Origin of the sequence: Thioalkalivibrio sp. ALD1, assembly GCF_000381245.1 — a bacterium.
In the GTDB taxonomy this organism is placed as follows: Bacteria; Pseudomonadota; Gammaproteobacteria; order Ectothiorhodospirales; family Ectothiorhodospiraceae; genus Thioalkalivibrio.
In genome coordinates this window covers 325,876-338,830 of the sequence record NZ_KB906242.1, presented here as the reverse complement: position 1 = coordinate 338,830, position 12,955 = coordinate 325,876, and the positions used below count along the sequence as shown (strand labels likewise).

At 63.2% G+C, this 12,955-nt stretch carries 15 protein-coding genes; all 15 read right to left on the bottom strand.

Annotated features, from left to right (window positions below; genetic code table 11):
• Positions 1–92: 92 nt before the first annotated feature.
• The 15 genes from cheY to fliJ all read right to left on the bottom strand — a co-directional run bounded on the left by cheY (position 93) and on the right by fliJ (position 12,955).
• Entirely contained in the window at positions 93–473 is a 381-nt protein-coding gene (gene cheY / locus F623_RS0106230; RefSeq protein WP_026278642.1) for a chemotaxis response regulator CheY, read from the bottom strand.
• A gap of 57 nt (positions 474–530) precedes the next feature.
• Positions 531–1,292 (bottom strand): RNA polymerase sigma factor FliA, encoded by a 762-nt coding sequence (locus F623_RS0106225; RefSeq protein WP_019572162.1) that lies wholly within the window; start codon positions 1,290–1,292, stop codon positions 531–533.
• Positions 1,289–2,113 carry a MinD/ParA family protein gene (locus F623_RS0106220; protein ID WP_018868237.1) on the bottom strand — a complete coding sequence of 275 codons (825 nt, stop codon included), beginning with the start codon at positions 2,111–2,113 and terminating at the stop codon, positions 1,289–1,291. The genes F623_RS0106225 and F623_RS0106220 overlap by 4 nt, the downstream gene beginning before the upstream one ends.
• Positions 2,100–3,344, bottom strand: coding sequence for a flagellar biosynthesis protein FlhF (gene flhF, locus F623_RS0106215; protein ID WP_026279354.1), 1,245 nt, complete (start codon positions 3,342–3,344; stop codon positions 2,100–2,102). Before flhF ends, F623_RS0106220 begins: the two co-directional genes overlap by 14 nt.
• A gap of 78 nt (positions 3,345–3,422) precedes the next feature.
• Entirely contained in the window at positions 3,423–5,534 is a 2,112-nt protein-coding gene (gene flhA, locus F623_RS0106210; RefSeq protein WP_018868239.1) for a flagellar biosynthesis protein FlhA, read from the bottom strand.
• The gene (gene flhB, locus F623_RS0106205; RefSeq protein WP_018861327.1) at positions 5,534–6,685 is read right to left on the bottom strand and encodes a flagellar biosynthesis protein FlhB; all 1,152 of its coding nucleotides are present in this window, start codon (positions 6,683–6,685) and stop codon (positions 5,534–5,536) included. The genes flhA and flhB overlap by 1 nt, the downstream gene beginning before the upstream one ends.
• A gap of 1 nt (position 6,686) precedes the next feature.
• A complete protein-coding gene (gene fliR / locus F623_RS0106200; RefSeq protein WP_018861326.1) occupies positions 6,687–7,448 on the bottom strand; it encodes a flagellar biosynthetic protein FliR in 762 nt (253 codons plus the stop codon).
• A gap of 18 nt (positions 7,449–7,466) precedes the next feature.
• Positions 7,467–7,736 (bottom strand): flagellar biosynthesis protein FliQ, encoded by a 270-nt coding sequence (gene fliQ, locus F623_RS0106195; RefSeq protein WP_018861325.1) that lies wholly within the window; start codon positions 7,734–7,736, stop codon positions 7,467–7,469.
• A gap of 9 nt (positions 7,737–7,745) precedes the next feature.
• Positions 7,746–8,513, bottom strand: coding sequence for a flagellar type III secretion system pore protein FliP (fliP, locus tag F623_RS0106190; protein ID WP_018861324.1), 768 nt, complete (start codon positions 8,511–8,513; stop codon positions 7,746–7,748).
• Positions 8,513–8,956 carry a flagellar biosynthetic protein FliO gene (gene fliO / locus F623_RS0106185; RefSeq protein WP_026278637.1) on the bottom strand — a complete coding sequence of 148 codons (444 nt, stop codon included), beginning with the start codon at positions 8,954–8,956 and terminating at the stop codon, positions 8,513–8,515. The genes fliP and fliO overlap by 1 nt, the downstream gene beginning before the upstream one ends.
• A 3-nt stretch (positions 8,957–8,959) precedes the next feature.
• The gene (gene fliN / locus F623_RS0106180) at positions 8,960–9,571 is read right to left on the bottom strand and encodes a flagellar motor switch protein FliN (protein WP_018861322.1); all 612 of its coding nucleotides are present in this window, start codon (positions 9,569–9,571) and stop codon (positions 8,960–8,962) included.
• Positions 9,572–9,583: 12 nt separating this feature from the next.
• Positions 9,584–10,558, bottom strand: a complete 975-nt coding sequence (fliM, locus tag F623_RS0106175; protein WP_018861321.1) for a flagellar motor switch protein FliM — start codon at positions 10,556–10,558, stop codon at positions 9,584–9,586.
• Between the two features lie 8 nt (positions 10,559–10,566).
• Positions 10,567–11,076 carry a flagellar basal body-associated protein FliL gene (fliL, locus tag F623_RS0106170; RefSeq protein ID WP_018861320.1) on the bottom strand — a complete coding sequence of 170 codons (510 nt, stop codon included), beginning with the start codon at positions 11,074–11,076 and terminating at the stop codon, positions 10,567–10,569.
• A gap of 282 nt (positions 11,077–11,358) precedes the next feature.
• A complete protein-coding gene (locus tag F623_RS0106165) occupies positions 11,359–12,438 on the bottom strand; it encodes a flagellar hook-length control protein FliK (protein WP_026278636.1) in 1,080 nt (359 codons plus the stop codon).
• A gap of 64 nt (positions 12,439–12,502) precedes the next feature.
• Positions 12,503–12,955, bottom strand: a complete 453-nt coding sequence (fliJ, locus tag F623_RS0106160) for a flagellar export protein FliJ (RefSeq protein ID WP_018861318.1) — start codon at positions 12,953–12,955, stop codon at positions 12,503–12,505.

Below are 12,955 nucleotides of genomic sequence, written 5' to 3'. Positions count from 1 at the left end.
CTTGCTCGCTCCCTACCCCGGGCGTGCTGACCGGGATCTACCCCTTGGCCACGGCGTTGCGCGGACCGCGGGTACCGCATTCAAGACCCCAATTACCCTTGGGATTCAATGCGTTCGAATATTTTGTCGATCTTTTCCCTGAGGGTTTCCGCGGTAAATGGTTTCACCACGTAGCCGTTCACACCCGCCTCGGCCGCCTCGACAATCTGATCACGCTTGGCCTCCGCCGTCACCATCAGCACCGGCATCGTCTTCAGCTTGTCGTCCGCACGCACCGCCCGCAACAGATCGATGCCCGGCATATTGGGCATGTTCCAGTCGGTAATCAGAAAATCGAAGTCACCGTTCTGGAGCATCGGCAGTGCCGTGCTGCCATCGTCGGCCTCTTGCGTATTGTTGAAGCCGAGATCACGCAACAGGTTCTTGATGATCCGCCGCATCGTGGAGAAGTCATCCACGATGAGAATTTTCATTCCCTTGTCCACAGGTCACTCCGGGATAAATTTTTGTGGGTACCAATGGCGTGGCTGTCAGAATAACTGCAAAGCCTCACCGTCTTCGAGCCAGGATCCCATGCGAGCGCGCAGCCGGATCACGGCCTGACTGCGAATCTGGCTGACGCGCGACTCCGTCACACCCAGAACCGCGCCAATCTCGCGCAAGTTGAGCTCCTCAATGTAATAAAGCGAGAGCACCAGGCGCTCGCGTTCGGGCAGATCCCCCAACGCAGCGGCCAACTCCTCGCGGAAAGCCCCCACCTCCATCGCTCTCGCGGGCGAGGCCTCCTGCCCTTCAACCACCCGGTCGGCATCGCCATCGGTGCCGCCCAGATCATCCAGTGCAAACAAGTGTGCGCCCGCATGGTCCTGCAGCATTGCGTAGTACTCGTCGATCGGCACCTCGAGGACCTCGGCGACCTCGCTACCGCGGGCCGCGCGTCCCTCCCGGGCCTCGACCGCCTGAATGGCCTCGGCGATCTTGCGACTGTTCCGGTGAACGGAGCGTGGCGTCCAGTCGCAGCGCCGCAACTCGTCGATCATCGCGCCGCGGATGCGAATACCGGCATAGGTGGCAAAGGTTGCGCCCTGCCCGCCCTCGAACTGCCGTGCAGCCTCCAGCAACCCGATCATCCCCGCCTGGATCAGATCGTCCACCTGCACCGAAGCCGGCAGTCGCGCCATCAGATGATGTGCGATGCGATGCACCAGCTCGATGTGCTCCGCGACGCGCTGCTCGTGGCCGGTTGCGGCCACGCTCTCGTATCCGGGGAGGCGATTACGCGACGACATCATGCACTCTGCAGCATTCGCTCGACGAAAAACCCGACGCCGCCATCAACGCCCCGCGCCACGGGCCAGCGATCGACGGTGCGCGCGAGTTCGGTGAAGGCCTTGGCCGCGGGGCTACCGGGATACTGCTGCACGACTGGTGCCCGCTTCTGCACGGCCTTGCGCAGATTCTCGTCCATCGGGATGTACCCGGCCAAGTCCAGGATGACTTCCGGCAGATAGTTGCCACAAACGGTTGCAAGTTTCTGCAGCAATCGCTCGGCACCAGCGCGATCCTGCACCATGTTCGTAACCAGACGGAAGCGCCGAATGCCATGATCTCGGTGCAGCACTTTGATCAGGGCGTACGCATCGGTAATCGAGGCAGGCTCGTCACAGACCACCACCAGGGTCTCCTGGACCGCGCGGCAAAAGGTCGTGACCGATTCCTGCAATCCGGCCGCGGTGTCGACCACGAGTACATCCAGCGGTTTGGAATAGGCACTGAACGCGTGGATCAACCCGTTGTGCTCGACTTCGGAAAGGTTGGCCATCGAAGCAATCCCCGAGGCCGAGGGGATGACCTTGATCCCCTCGGGACCGTCGATCAGGATGTCCTGCAGATCCTCGACTTGTGCGGTCACCAGATCGTGCAGGGTTCGCTCGGGCCGCAGTCCGAGCAAGACGTCGGCATTTGCCAGCCCCAGATCGGCATCGAACAGCATCACCTCGCGCCCCAGCCGTGCGAGCGCGACGGACAGGTTGACCGAAACGTTGGTCTTGCCAACCCCGCCCTTGCCGGAGGCGACCGCGATGACCTTCAGCGGCGAATTAGTGCGTGGCATAACGTCCCTTTCCCACCGGATGGATCATTTCCAGGACACCCGCATCCCGGCTGGTGCGCCTTGCCGCCTCGCTGCGAGGCGCGCTGGTGAAGTCCGCAAGGGTTTCGTCGGTCCATCGTTCATCGCGTGACATTCCGCGCGCGGGCCGACGCTCTTCGCCGAGCGCCCGCCGAGTCAGATCACCCGTCTCGACCCGATGGAAGTCTTCCGCGATCCGCTGGCCATCACTGACAAAGGTGAGTCCCAGATGCTGATCGAGCAATACCGACAACGTCTCCCCCAACTGTTCGGCTTCATCCAGTTTAGTCAGTACGAGCGCCGTCGGCTCCGTCTTGCGAAAAGCATCCAGCACCCGACGCAGCGCCGCGGCCTGGGTCGTCGCGGAGACGACCAGCCAGCTCTCGCAACGCACGCGACCCGGCCAGCCGGCGAACAGCGACTCGTCTCCCACCGTCGAGGGCGCCTGACCCGCGGTGTCGACCAGGACCAGATGTCCATCATCCAAACGCGCGGTCATGTCCCGCAACTCGCGCACGCCCTGCAACACCCGCAGCGACACCCCTGCCATAGTCGCAAAGGCCTGCAATTGACGGGTCGCCCCAATACGCTGTGAATCCAGTGTGACCAGCGTAACCGAATCCGCGCCCATGCGGCGGATTTGCCGCAGGGCGATGCGCGCGAGTGTGGTGGTCTTGCCCACTCCCGTAGGACCCACCAGTGCCAGCACACCCCCCTCGTCCAGGATATCCGGGTGGCGGGTGGCAATCGCCCCCGAGAGCCTGGCGCGCAGGCGCTCCCACGCCTGTTCCACGGTGCTGTCGTCGAGGATGCTCCCGGCGAGGCTGCGCGCCAGTGATTCGCTGAAGCCCCGGTCCATCAGGCGCGCCTTGCATTCCGCCGCAAGCGGATGCCGCGCCGCCCATTGTGCGGCCTCATTGTCGCTGTGCTGACGCGTCAGAAGACTGCGCAGGTCTCGCAGCTCCTGGCGCATCGCGACCAGTTCCGGATCGGCCGGCCAGGCCGAAGCAGCCGGGGCACGCGACCCCGATGCCGGCGCCTCTCGCGGGGCATGGACTGCATTCACGGCGGCCTGCTGCTCGCGTTCGGAGACTCCTGCGTCGCCATCTTCCAGCGCCGCGACCACCTCCAGCCAGCCATCCACACGCCGGCTCGACAGGATAACCGCCTCGTCGCCCTGCTGTTCGCGCACCTGCCGCATCGCGTCGCGCATGTCGCGTGCCCGGTACCGTCTCACATTCATCGCTGTTCTCCCGTTTTGCCCTGGCGGAGCCGCTCGCTACTGTTTGCCTCAGGCGCTCGCAGGTGCTGCCTGCCGGGCCGAATCTTCCTGTCCGACCGTGGCCACCACACGGATCCGCCGGTTGTCGGGGATCTCGGTGAAGGCCAGTACTGCCAGATTGCGCACGGCGCCCCGCAGCCATCCGGCAATCCAGGAACGGATCTCCGGGGCCACCACCAGGATGGCCGGCTGGCCACTGGCTTCCTGACGCTGTGCCGCCTCGGAGACCGAACGCTGCAGGCGCTCCGCCAGACCCGGCTCCAGTCCCACCGTCTCGCCGTTACTGCCCTGCAGAGACTTATGCAAAAGCTGTTCCAACGATGGATCCAACGCGATCAAAGGCAGCTCGTCGTCCGGTCCCACAAGGTCCTGCACGATCGAGCGTGACAGGGCCACCCTGACCGCCGCGGTCAAAGTGCCGGGATCCTGACTCTTGACTCCCTCCTCTGCCAGGGTTTCGGCGATTGTGCGCAGATCGCGGATCGATACCTGCTCGGCCAGCAGGTTCTGCAGAACCTTCAGGATTACCGACAGCGAGAGCGTCTTCGGCACCAGGTTCTCGACCAGTTTCGGCGAATGCCGCGCGAGCTGATCCAGCAGATGCTGCGCCTCTTCGTGACCAATCAGGCGATGCGCGTTCTCGCGGAACACCTGGGACAGATGCGTGGCGATCACGGTGGCGCAGTCCACCACGGTGTAGCCGGCGCCCTGCGCCTGGTCGCGGTCTGCCGGATCGATCCACAGGGCGTCGAGATTGAAGGTCGGATCCTTGGTCGGCGTGCCCGGCACAGTGCCGAACACCTCGCCCGGGTTGATCGCCAGCTCGCGATCCGGGAAGACCTCGGCCTCCGCCACAGTGACACCCAGCAGGGAGATCCGGTACGCATTCGGAGTGAGCTCCAGGTTGTCGCGGATATGGACCGGCTGCAGCAGGAAACCGAGCTCCTGGGAAAGCTTGCGGCGAACGCCCTTGATCCGCCCCATCAGCTGACCGTCCTGACTACGATCCACGAGCGGGATCAGCCGATAGCCCACCTCCAGGGAAACCAGATCAATCGGCGGGACGTCGTCCCAGGTCAGGTCGCGGTTTTCCGGGCTGGTTTCGGCTGGCTCGTCCGGCACGCGTTCCACCTCCAACGCCTGTTCGCGCTCGCGCCGCTGCATCAGATAGGCCGAGCCGATGGCCAGCGAGGCCAGGCCCAGGAACACGGCATTGGGCATGCCCGGCACCAACCCCAGCACAGCGATCACGCCGCCGGCTACGTACAGCACGCGCGGGTTGGAGAACATCTGGCCGAACACCTGTTGCCCCATGTCCTGCGTGCTGGAGACGCGGGTCACGATGATGGCCGTGGCCGACGACAGCACCAGCGACGGGATCTGCGCGACCAGTCCATCGCCGATCGTCAGCAGCACGTAATTGGTCGCGGCATCGCCCATCGACATGCCGTGCTGCAGCGTACCGATAGTCAGGCCGCCGATGATATTGACGAACAGGATCAGGATCCCGGCGATGGCGTCCCCGCGCACAAACTTCGAGGCACCGTCCATCGAGCCGTAGAAGTCGGCTTCGCTGGCAATGTCCTCGCGGCGTTTGCGCGCCTCTTCCTGAGTCAGAATTCCGGCATTCAGATCGGCATCGATCGCCATCTGCTTGCCCGGCATGGAATCCAGGGTGAACCGGGCGCTGACCTCGGAAACGCGCCCCGCGCCCTTGGTCACCACCACGAAGTTGATGATGATCAGGATCGCGAACACCACCAGGCCCACGGTGTAGTTGCCGCCCACGACGAAATCGCCGAAGGCCTGGATCACCTGACCGGCTGCATCGGTACCGGTGTGGCCCTCCAGCAGGATGACGCGCGTGGAGGCCACGTTCAGCGCCAGACGCAGCAACGTGGCGACCAGCAGCACCGTGGGAAACACCGCGAACTCCAGCGGCCGTGGCGTGTACACCGCGACCATGATCACGACCAGCGACAGCGCGATGTTGAAGGTGAACAGGACATCCAGGGCGATGGGCGGCAGCGGCAGCACCATCATCGAGAGCATCGCGATCAGCAGGATCGGCGCCCCCAGGCCCCATTTGCCGACAGTCCCCAAGCGGTCGAAGAAGGCCATTAGCGGTTCCTCCGACGGCCGCGCTGCCGCTGCGGATCGAGATAGTCATCCGGCACCGGCAGATCATCCGGCATGGCGACGTCCGCATCCGAGCGCTTCAACTGATAGACGTAGGCGAGGATGCGCGCGACGGCGACGAACAGCCCGTTCGGGATCTCCTGGTTCAGGTCCGTGGTGAAATAGATCGCTCGGGCCACACGGGGTGCCTCGACGCGAATGATCTTGTGTTCGTCCGCGACCGCCCGGATCGAGGCAGCAACCTCGTCTACGCCCTTGGCCACCAGCTTCGGGGCCGCCATTCGCGAGGCCTCGTACACGATCGCCACCGCGAAACGGGTCGGGTTGGTGATCACCACATCCGCCTTCGGCACCTCCTCCATCATCCGACGCTGAGCCATTTCCTGCTGCAACTGACGGATTTTCTGCTTGACCTCGGGTTTACCGTCGGTCTCCTTGTATTCGTCCTTCAGTTCCTGGCGCGTCATGCGCAGCTGTTTCTGGTGATTCCACATCTGGAACGGTGCATCGATCGCGGCGACCAGGATCAGCGCGGCCGAGACCGCCACGAAGGTGCCCAGCGCCAGTTGCGCGGCGTGGGCGATCGCCTGCTCCAGGGGCTCGTAGCCCAGCATCAGGAGTCGGTCCGAGAACGTCCACAGCACCGATATGGCCACGCCGGCCACCAGCACGAACTTGGCAAAGGTCTTGCCAAACTCCATCAGGCCCTGCCAGGAGAAGATGCGTTTGAGACCCTTGAGCGGGTTGAGCTTGGAGGCCTTTGGCTTGGCTGCCTGCCACGAGAAGTTTGCCCCGCCGATCAGGAAGGGCGCGAGTACGGCTGCCACCATCAACACACCAAACAGTGGTAGCAGCGTGCGCAAGGTGGCAAACATCTGCTCGGACAGGTAGGGCAGTAACAGCGAGCTGTCGTAGGCCAGTTCGCGCTCTATATCGAAACGCCCGGCCGTCTGCTCGGCCAGCTGGCCGCCCAGCGTCGGGCCGAAAAACGTCATGAAACCACCGGCCGCCATCAGCACCAGGAACGTCGACAGCTCCCGCGAACGCGGGACCTGACCCTTCTCCTTCGCCTCGCGCAGGCGTTTCGGAGTCGGCTGTTCGGTTTTCTCTTGTCCGTTCTCGTTCTCGGCCATTCTAGAACCCCAGCATCGCTTGCATCAGGCCAAAACCGTCGAACATCAGATCCCCGAGCCGCTCCGGCAGACCGGGCATGGTCAGCAGCAGCAGGATGAAGCCCATCAGGATCATCATCGGGAAACCCACCGCGAAGATGTTCAGCTGCGGCGAGGCACGCGTGATCACGCCCATCGAGAGGTTGACCAGCAACAGCGAGGCAACCGCCGGGATCGCGACCAGAACAGCGCCCTGGAACATCGCGCTGCCAAAGGCCAGGAGAGAGGCCAGGGCCTCCGCGTCCAGCCCCGACGGCGCCACCGGCAACGTCTCGAAGCTGGTCAGCAGCAGCTCCAGCGCGATCAGGTGCCCGTTCATCGCCAGAAAAATCAGCGTGGACATGATTACGAAGATCGTGGACACCACCGGCACCTGAACCCCCTGCGCCGGATCCACAATCGAGGCAAAACCAAGGCCCATCGACAGTGCGATCACCTCGCCGGCCTGCGTCAGCGCGGAGAACACCATCTGCAGGATGAAACCCATCACCAGCCCAATCAGGATCTGGTGCACTGTGACCACCACCCCCTCGATGCTGATCGGGTCCACCGCCGGAAGTGCCGGTCCCTGCATGGCCACGAAGATCGCCAGTACCAGGGCAAACAGGATGCGCACGGTCGCCGTCAGTTGATCACCGCCAAAAATGGGCATCACCAGGAGCATCGCCCCAATGCGGGCAAACGGCCACATGACCGCTCCCACCCACACGAGGATCTGCTCCATGGCGAGGTTCACGGCTGCCTACCCCACCATCCCCGGCGCGGCGTCATATAGCCGCTCGGTGTATTCGATGATCAGCGCAAGCATCCAGTGCCCGGCCACCAGCAAGGCCGCGAACATCGCCAGCAGCTTGGGGATGAAGGACAGCGTCATCTCCTGGATCTGCGTCGCGGCCTGCAGCATCCCGATCGCCAGGCCCACGGCCAGGGCCGTCAGCAGCGGCGGCGCGGCCAGCAGGACCACCACGGTGAGCGTCTCGCGCCCGACATCGACCACCATTTCGGGTGTCATCGTTTCTCCCTAGACAAAAAAGCTGGTGGCGAGCGTGTTCATCATCAGGGCCCAGCCATCGACGAGAACGAAAAGCATCACCTTGAAGGGCAGCGAGATGATCAGCGGCGACAGCATGACCATACCCATCGACATCAGGACCGAGGCCACCACCAGGTCGATAATCAGAAACGGAATCAGGATCAGGAACCCGATCTGGAAGGCTGTCTTCAGCTCGCTGGTCACGAAGGCCGGCACCAGCAGGCGCAACGGGATGTCGTCGGCGTCCTCGAAGCCGTCGATTCCGTTGATCTCGGCAAACATGCGGATGTCACTTTCGCGGGTGTGCGCGAGCATAAATTCGCGAAGCGGCTGCACACCCGCCTGCAGGACCTCTTCGGTCCCCATCTCCTCGTTCATGTACGGGACGACCGCCGTCTCGTAGATCTCGTCGAATACCGGGGCCATCACGAACAGCGTGAGAAAGAACGCCAGGCCAATGAGAATCTGGTTCGACGGGGTCTGCGTCGTCCCCAACCCCTGGCGCAGGATCGCCAGCACGACGAGGATGCGGGTAAAGGCCGTCATCATGATCAGCGCCGCCGGCAACAGCGTCAGCAGCGTCATCAGCAGCAGGATCTGCAGGGTGACGGAGTAGGTCTCGCCCCCGTCGCCGTCGGAAGTCACCGTCAGCGCTTCGATCCCCTCACCGCCAAACTGGCCCCAGGCCAGGCCCGGGAGCAGCAAAAGCGCCAGCGCCAGAAAGGCGCGTGGCAGGTGCCTGAGCCCGCCCGCCATCACGACCGCTCCCCTCCCGTCTCGCGCCGTCCCGAGACGGCCCGGCGAAGTGCGCTGGAAAAGTCTGCCGTGCTGGCCTCTTCGACAGCCACCGGCTCGCGCATGGTATGCAGGGTCCGCATGCCGGAGGGCGCCACACCGATCAACACCTGCTCCTCCCCAACCTGGACCAGCATCAGGCGCTCGCGCGTGCCCACCGAGCGCACGGCCACCAGTTCTATAGCCTGCGAACCCCGGCTCAAGCCCCCCTGTGTACGACGCAGGATCCAGCCCAGAACCACGATGGCAATGATCACAATGACCAGGCCGCCAATCATTTGCGTCAGGTGAGCGGCAGCCGAAATCCCGCCTCCCGATTCCTCGGCAAGCGCGAGCGCAGGCCAGAGCCCCCCTGTGCCGGCCAGTCCAAAGACTGCCAGCCAATGCGAAAAATGCTGTTTCATCAGTTACTTGAGCTTTCGGATACGTTCACTTGGGCTGATCACGTCGGTCAGCCGTATGCCGAATTTTTCATTGACCACGACCACCTCTCCATGCGCGATCAGTGTTCCATTGACCAGCACGTCCAGCGGCTCCCCCGCGAGCCGGTCCAGCTCCACCACCGACCCCTGATTCAGTTGCAGCAGATTGCGGATCGGAATCCGGCTGCGACCGATCTCCATCGAGATGGTGACCGGTACATCCAGCACCATCTGCAGGTTGATGTCCTCGGCCGACATCCCCGCCGATGCCGCCAGCTCCTCCGGTTTCAGGGGTTCTGCATCGGGGTCGGGCTTGTGCCTGCGCTCCCTCTTCTCGGCGCCCATCAATGCATCGGCCGACTCACCTGCACCGCTGCTGCCTTGAGCCTCGTTCAGCAGCTCGTCCGGATCAGCCGCCGGCTCGCCATCGGTATCCTTCTGCTCGGCCAGCGCCGCGGCCCACTCATCCGCCAGGGCGTCCTGATCGTCTTCGGCTTCACTCGACTCGGCTTGCTCGGTCGTCTCGGTCGTCACATCGCCCTCCTCCTCGGAGGCCTGATTCTCGTCGTCTTTCTTGTGGTCGTCGGTGTCTGCCATGGGTGCAGCCCTCTATCGCTTGATGATGCGGTCCGTCACCTGGATCGCATTCAGGCCATCGGATACGCCAAACTTCCCTCGAAACAATGGGATGTCTTCGACTTTTAATGTCACAACCTCAGGGAGGTCGATCGGAATGATGTCGCCCGGCTGAATGTCGAGCAGTTCCTGCACGGTTACCTCGGTCTCGGTCAGGATCGAGCTCACCTCGACTTCCGCGTCCTGAATTTCTTCTTCCAGCGCCTTCATCCAGCGCTGATCCACATCCGAACGGTCCGATTGCAGCCCGGTATCCAGCTGCTCACGGATGGGCTCGATCATCGAATACGGCAGGGTGAAGTGCAGATTGCCTCCACCACCATCGAGCTCGATGTGAAACTCGCTGATCACCACAATCTCGGTCGGGGACACGATGTTGGCGAACTGCGGGTTGACCTCCGAGTTCAGAAACTCGAAACGCAGATCCATGACCGGCTGCCAGGCCTTCACCATGTCCTCGAATGCGCCTTCGAGGATTCCGTGGACCACCCGCATCTCCATCGGCGTGAAGTCACGGCCCTCGATGCGGGTGTAATAACGACCATCCCCGCCAAAGAAATTGTCGACCAGGATGAACACCAGCTTCGGGTCAAACACGAACAGACCAGTCCCGTGCAACGGATGCGCGCGCACCAGGTTCAGGCTGGTGGGGACAAACAGGGAGTGCATGTACTCCGAGAACTTCGAGATGCGTGTCCCGACCACCGAGATCTCGGCGGAGCGGCGCAGCAGATTGAACAGTCGAACCCGTAGATGGCGCGCAAAGCGCTCGTTGATCATCTCCAGCGTGGGCATGCGCCCACGGACGATCCGATCCTGCGTGGCGAAGTTGAATTCCCGCGCCTGCCCGTCATTCGGAAACGGATCTTCGGTCTCGATATCACCGTCATCGACGCCATGCAGGAGGGCGTCGATCTCGTCCTGGCTGAGAATGTCGGTCTGCGCCATGGTTGTGCCTACTGCATGACCAGTTCGTTGAAACGCACCGCTTCGACATCATGCGGGGCGTCACGCTGCTGGAGAATGGACGCAATCACCTCGCGCAACTCGTCGGCGAGAGACTCCTTGCCCCTGCGGGTATTGAGTTCGTCGTAATGCTTTTCCGCGAGCAGACCCAGTACATCATTGCGAATCGCCGGCGCATGCCGTTCGACCGCACTGACCACCTCGGGGTCGGTCGTCACGACGCTCAGCTCTACCCGCAGGTAACGGATGCGCCCGGGCGCTTCGATGTTCACGGTCATGGGCGCGAGACCGTGGTAATGGCGCTGCGCGGGGCGGTCTTCGGCCGTTTCGTCCGCCTCCCCGCTGTCGGCCAGGAAGAACCACGCGGCAGCGCCCCCCGCTCCCACGAACACCAGCACCAGCAGTACCACCAGCAGGAGGCGTCCTTTCTTGCCCTTTCCTCCGGTGTCCTCGGTGTCCCCGGTGTCTTCTTCACTCAGTTCGACTTCCTTATCCGCCATTTTCCGCCCTCGACATTCGTACCTGCGACCATACTGAACACACTGGACCGCTCTGGCTATTGACTGAACCAGTAGCAAAGCCAGTGCCAATGTCCATTTTAGTCGTTATTTCCGCAAGTTACGGAACCCGATCAAGGCATCGGGGTATGCGAGACGGGGGGCAAGGTCGAGAATCGTCAAGATTCAGCCGCCCACCACGGAGTGGAAGACGGGATCTTGGCGGGGCAATACGGGGAGATTGCGGGCAAAGGCCAGGGCCTCGCAGCCCCGGCCGTCGAACCATCAAGCGAACAGATCGAGCCGGCGACTCAGGATCGAGAGCGTGCTGTCCGCACCCTGCTCGTCGTCTGGCTCAAGCCCATCGGCTTCGTCTTCAGGCAGTATCGTTCCGTCCGCCAGCGTCTGCTGTCCCTCACGCTCTTCGTCCGCCTGATCCGAAACCGTGGCGTCCTCAAGCGTCAGGCCACTTTGCGCAAGACTCTCGCGCAACCGAGGCATCGCGGCCTCCAGCACTTCGCGTGTCACCGGGTTGGCGCTGATAAATTGAACCGTCGCGCGATCGCCATCCACGTTCACGCGAACATCCAGCGTCCCCAGTTGCGGCGGATGCAGCTTGATTTCGGTGCGGCCACCCTGCGCGCGCGCCAGCATGCGAATCTGATCGGTCAGTTCGCGTTCACCCCCGGGCTGCAGCAGGCGTGTGAGGTCGAGGCGAACCGGGTTGCGTGTGCCTTCGCTGCCTTCCGCGGCCTGGGCATGCGCTGGCAGAATACCGGCCAGAGGCTCGGCCGCACGTGCCTGAGCTCGATGCGGGTCTGACCCCTGGGCCATCCATTGCGCGAGCAGATCCAGCACATTTTCGCGTGAAAGCCGGCTGTTCGAGCCGAGCAGGTCAGTGCCCGCGCCCGTCCCATTCTGGCTGGACTCGAGGAACAGGCGCATAACCGCAGCGGGCAGCGGCTTGATGTCGCGGGCGCTGCCGCCAGCCTCACGTCCATCTGTCCCCTTTCCGCCCATGCCGGCCCGATCATCAGCGGCCTTCATCAGGGCCGCCAGCGGCAATTCCTTGCCGCCCGGATTATCCGCGGCGGCAAGTTTCTCCTCGTCCACCATGGCCTGAAGCCGCGCCAGCATCGCTTCCAGATCCAGCCCCTCGAGCTCATCCTCGCCCACGCCAAGATCGGCAAGAAGCGCCTCAAGCTGGGGCCGGAGGATATCGAGGAAACCTTTGCCGTCGGCGGTCTTGAGGTCCTTAAGGCCTTCCAGACCCTCAAGCGCATGAAGATCCTTGAGGTCGCCAGCTCCTCCCAAAAGCTGAAGCAGAGGCATCATCCCCTGGCTGGAACTATTTGTTGCGATCATTCCTGGGTCCTCTGATTCATCGCCCGAGTCACATGCCCCGTTGGGCATTCCCGATCATTCCCATTCAAGAACCTTGCCAGTCGCCATTGGTGTCCTGAGTACGGGCATGCACCTGGCGCGTTGCCCACATGTCCTGCTCATGCTGGCGTCGGCGGTCGGCTTCCCGTTCCTGTTCGGCGATTCGCCGTTCCAGGAGCTTCTCAAGGGACATCACGGCACGATGTCGTTCGAGCCACTCCTGCCGCGCCTGCTCGGCCTGAGCTCCAGCCGCCTGAGCACGCAAGTCCTGTTGCTCCAGCGCGTGCCGCAGCTTGTCCCGCATCCCGGAAAGCCATTTGAGTTGATTCGTATCGTCGGGCAACGGTGCGCGGAGGTATTCCAGCTGATAGCCCTCCAGTTGGGTCCGCTGGGTCTCCACCGCGTCCAGTTGCTGCAACCGGGCGCCCAGCTGGCGGGTCGCCTCGCTCTCCTCAATGCGTCGCAGTCGCAAAAGGCGTTGCAGCCGACGCGAATCCAC

Coding starts and splice junctions, on each gene's coding strand:
- cheY (WP_026278642.1), bottom strand. CDS start 473: ATGAAAATTCTCATCGTGGATGACTTCTCCACGATGCGGCGGATCATC.
- F623_RS0106165 (WP_026278636.1), bottom strand. CDS start 12,438: ATGATCGCAACAAATAGTTCCAGCCAGGGGATGATGCCTCTGCTTCAG.
- F623_RS0106225 (WP_019572162.1), bottom strand. CDS start 1,292: ATGATGTCGTCGCGTAATCGCCTCCCCGGATACGAGAGCGTGGCCGCA.
- flhA (WP_018868239.1), bottom strand. CDS start 5,534: ATGGCCTTCTTCGACCGCTTGGGGACTGTCGGCAAATGGGGCCTGGGG.
- flhB (WP_018861327.1), bottom strand. CDS start 6,685: ATGGCCGAGAACGAGAACGGACAAGAGAAAACCGAACAGCCGACTCCG.
- fliO (WP_026278637.1), bottom strand. CDS start 8,956: ATGAAACAGCATTTTTCGCATTGGCTGGCAGTCTTTGGACTGGCCGGC.
- F623_RS0106220 (WP_018868237.1), bottom strand. CDS start 2,113: ATGCCACGCACTAATTCGCCGCTGAAGGTCATCGCGGTCGCCTCCGGC.
- flhF (WP_026279354.1), bottom strand. CDS start 3,344: ATGCGCGACGCGATGCGGCAGGTGCGCGAACAGCAGGGCGACGAGGCG.
- fliP (WP_018861324.1), bottom strand. CDS start 8,513: ATGGCGGGCGGGCTCAGGCACCTGCCACGCGCCTTTCTGGCGCTGGCG.
- fliR (WP_018861326.1), bottom strand. CDS start 7,448: ATGGAGCAGATCCTCGTGTGGGTGGGAGCGGTCATGTGGCCGTTTGCC.
- fliN (WP_018861322.1), bottom strand. CDS start 9,571: ATGGCAGACACCGACGACCACAAGAAAGACGACGAGAATCAGGCCTCC.
- fliL (WP_018861320.1), bottom strand. CDS start 11,076: ATGGCGGATAAGGAAGTCGAACTGAGTGAAGAAGACACCGGGGACACC.
- fliQ (WP_018861325.1), bottom strand. CDS start 7,736: ATGACACCCGAAATGGTGGTCGATGTCGGGCGCGAGACGCTCACCGTG.
- fliM (WP_018861321.1), bottom strand. CDS start 10,558: ATGGCGCAGACCGACATTCTCAGCCAGGACGAGATCGACGCCCTCCTG.